The sequence below is a fragment of the Marinagarivorans sp. genome (assembly GCF_982758155.1).
Map to the genome: position 1 here is coordinate 1 of NZ_CEXWTU010000325.1, position 4,336 is coordinate 4,336.

1 protein-coding gene is annotated in these 4,336 nt (G+C 43.8%); it reads right to left on the bottom strand.

The features are described 5' to 3' along the window. Nucleotides 1-4,033, bottom strand: a 4,033-nt coding sequence (locus AC3A8L_RS20295) for a two-component regulator propeller domain-containing protein (RefSeq protein WP_487964092.1), incomplete at its 3' end; no start/stop codon positions are given. Between the last annotated feature and the right edge of the window lie 303 nt (nucleotides 4,034-4,336).

Genomic DNA, 4,336 nt, shown 5'->3' on the forward strand with positions numbered 1-4,336 from the left:
TCCCAGAGGCAAAGATAAGCTCGGCAATGGCCGCGGTAGCTGGGGTTTCGCCGGTTTTCCAAACGCCCATCTCTAAGCCCTTCTGATATAACCGATCTATATTTACGCCCTTACCATCGTCTTTAACGTGTATTCGCAGGTTGTCGCCTCGCAAACTGGTAAAAACGTCGATGCGTCCTGGGCCAGGCTTACCTTGTTTTTCGCGATCTTCAGGGGACTCGATGCCGTGGTCGACGCTGTTGCGCAATATATGTGCAAAGACATTATTAAGCAGTTCGTGAGCGCTAGACTTAATGCGAACGTTACTGTCGTCGATCATCACTTTTGGATCGGCTTTACCCAGTTGTTTGGCAATAGAGGGCAGGGAGTTGACGATATCAGCTAACACTTTACTCATTGTGTTGGAAAGGGCGATATTTAAAAGAATGCTAGCGGATTGGAGTTGTGTTGATCTGCCGGCTTCAGGGTAAGTCTTGGACACCTCTGAAATACATTTTTGAATGTGAGCAATAGTGCCTACATCCAGGAGCGGATTCTCTGACTCGTCGGCACTGTTATCGCCGCGTCCAAGAACATCATAATAAACGGCTGCATACTCTTTGGCTGCTAACTCTACTTTAACAAGATCGTCGAGTAAAATTTGTTGTTCCCACGGGTACTCATCAGAGGCTTTTAGCTCGCTATAGGTTGTTTCAACATTATGCACGACATCACTGTAATAACTAAAACCGTAGGTTCGGCAGTTGCCTTTAATCGTGTGCATGTTTCTGAAGAGTAGGGCGATAACGTCGAGGTCTTTTTGGGGGGACGCTTGAATTTTTTCCCTGTTTTCTTGAATGAATTTTCTGGCCGATTCTTCAAAGGCCAGGTATTTTTTATTGGGCACTTTAATGAGTTGGGAAATAATATTCAGCTCTCGTTTTTGCGCGAGCGCCGCACCCTCCGCTTGTTTTAGTGCCGTAACATCACGTACGGATACCATGAGCTTTGATACGCAATCATCGATAATAATAGGGTCCCAGTCGAGCGATAGATGTTGCGTTGCTTGTTCGCGTGTAATGCTATATTCCGTGGGAAGTAGATTGGAATTAAAGCTGAAGTTCATTTCGTCTTCGCCGATGATGGATTTAATGGCTTCTTTGGCTTGGTTAAGGCTGTCGCCACCAATGTTGGCTCCTGTAAACAGCAAATCCATAGCATTGCGCGCTGCAATTTCTTTGGTGTGAAAAATATCCTCTAAAAAGGATGAGTATTCTGGGTGAATATTACCGCTGGGTTCAACGGTAAATAAACCTTGTCGCATATTGCCTAGCATGGCTTGAATGTCGTGGTTCTTCTCACGGAGTTCGCTAGTTCGTTCAGCAACTTTAACTTCAAGTTTTTGTTTTTGTCGCTCTATGATTTTACGTTTTTTACGTTGCGCGTATATGAATCTTAAAATGGTGCCGAGAATAGCGAGTACGTATAACGTATATGCCCACCAAGTTTTCCACGGCGGCGGTAATTGAATAATAGTGATTGATTTCCCTTCTTCATTCCAAACACCATCATTATTGCTGCCTTTTACTTTAAAAACATAACTGCCGCCATCAAGGTTCGTGTAAAGCGCAGAGCGTTGGTTACCGACTTCTCGCCAGTTTTTATCGAAGCCTTCGAGTTTGTAGGCGTATTGGTTCTTATCGGAATCTCGATAGTTTAATGCTGAAAAATTAAACGAGAACATATTCTTTTTGTAGTCGAGGGTGATTGTGTTGGTTAGATTAACGGTCTTGCTCAATAGCTTGTCTGGGCCATTGACGGCAATAGATTTTGTAAAGACTTTGAAGTCCGTTAATGTTACTGGCGGCGGCAGTTCGTTAGTACTTAATTCGCTAATGTTAAAGAGGCGTACGCCGTTGGTGCCGCCAAAAATAACTTCACCGCGTTGGCTAATAAGAACTGAACCTGTATTAAACCCTCCAAGTTGTTGCCCCCCAGCGCGTTTGTAATTGTTAACACTTTTTGTGTCCGGGTTGAACATGACAATGCCGTTATTTGTGCCTAGCCATAGATTGCCGTTAGCATCTTCTGTAATGCTGCGAATGCCGTTGTCTACAAAATTTTCATTATTACCGTACACGGTGAAGCTGATGTTGTCGTTGTCGTCATTGAGTTGGTTTAGGCCCCAATCTGTACCAAACCATAGCCTCTTTTTACTATCTTCAAATATGCATAGTACGGAGTTGTTTGAAAGGCTATTGGGGTCGTCGTCACTAGCGGTGATGCGTTGGCCTTTGGCCGTTTCTCGATCAAACAAATCAAGACCGTTTGCCGTGCCCACCCAAAAACGATTCTTCGAGTCTTCAAAGGTTGTCCAAACGAGTTGGTTTGATATTGTTGTGGGTATTGCTCTGTCATGAGAATAGTTGGTGAATGTGCCAGTATCTTGATTGTAAAGGCTTAGTCCGCCACTATGAGTACCAATCCAAATCTCTCCTTTTTTGTCCTCGTAAATATTCCAAACGGCTTCATCATTTAAGGCTTTATAAGTACCAGAACCTTGTCCTTTTAAATTGAGGTCGAAAGGTATTTTGTCGAAATTATCTGTGGTGGGGTTGTAACGATTAACGGCGCCTCCCCATGTGCCTACCCAGAAATTGCCTTTAGAGTCCATTAATGACGATAATATGGCATTACTACTGATTTTTTTGTCAGCAACTTGGTAGTGGGTGAAGGTATTAGCGAATCGATCAAAATAACTTACGCCACCACCATCGGTACCTAGCCACAAGTTACCCTTGTCATCTTCTTGCAGGGTTAGAACTGAGTTGTGCGGTAAGCTGTTAGTGTTGTTGGGGTCGCTGTTGTATAGAGAAATAGCGCCTGAGGAGCGGTCGAAAAAGTTAATGCCAGCAGGGTAGGTGCCGACCCAGAGGTCGCCATTGCGGTCTTCAAAAATAGCGCGGGTCGAGTTGGACGCCAGTGACCCTTTTTGACCTTTTTGATGGGAAAATCGAATAAAACGGTCATTGACCTTGTCGTAGAGATTAAGGCCTCCGCCGTCGGTGCCAACCCAGTTAAAACCTTTTGAGTCAATCGTGACTTCTCGGATTAAATTGGCCCCGATTGAAAAATTATCGGTTGGGTCATGTTGGTACTTTTTAAAGATTTTTGTTTTGGTGTTGAATTTATAAATTCCGCTATGGCTACCGGCCCATATATTTCCGTCGCTATCAAATTCTATGGCCCAGATATCGTTGTCGGGGAGGTTGTTGATATCGTCGGGGTTCGGCAGGTACGCGCTAAAGCTTTTATTTTTCCAATTGAAATAATGTAGCCCCTTTTCATTGGCTAACCAGAAGTTACCGTTAGGGTCGCGAATAATGTCGTGAATTACATTGTTATTCAGTGCGCCTTGAGTGGTGTCCATGTCATAAATAGTGACATTGCTGTTATCGGAGCTGATAACGGTTAGCCCAGCATAAGAGGCTATGATTATTTCGCCGGTGCTAGCTTCAATAATTTTATTAATCGTGCCGGTATCAATGTTTTTTTTGCTGTCTTTTACCTCTTCGAGTTTCTTGAACACTTGGTTTTCTCTATCAAACCACAATACGCCTGTGCGTGTGGCTACCCATAGGCGCTGGCGGCTGTCTTCAAATAAGTCGACGGCTTGTGTGGCTAATATATTCTGGCTGCTGTCTTGGTTATCCACTTGTACTTCAAAGGGCAAAAATTCGCTGCCGTCATACCTCAGTATAGCGTTTCGCCCCCCTAGCCATATGTAGCCTTGGTAGTCTTGCAGTGTAACTTCTACCTCGCCAATATTAATGTCTTTGTTGTTAAATAAATCTTGGAAATAAATCTTTTCGGGATAACTGGTTTTAACGTCATCGGCGGCGATAGCCTGCTCAAAATGACTTCCCGTAAATGCGATAACAGTAGCCGCCACGATTTTCTTCATTGCTGCTGCGCGTATGCCCAAGAATGGCTCGAATAGCTGGCTACTTAAGGTTTTAATACGCTTTAGGATGGAGGAATGAAGGGCCAGCATAGCGTGTCTCAATAACAATTAGTTCACTTGTAGGTATAGACTGTGACGCGGGGTTTTGATCTAACGCGTTGGTATAGGTTTTTGTTTTTTTAGATGATCTGCTAATAACGTATGGATAAGGGCGGCAAATAGTCGCCCGACAGCTAATGTGACGATACTAAGCCCTAACGTAGTATTAGGTTTTGAGTTCAGAAGCTTTTAGGGTGGTATTTATAGCATTGAATGGAGATTTTTTTGGATTGATACTGGTCACTCTAGGTGAGATCCAGAAAAATTGAGTACGACGCTAGAAATGCTGCTATA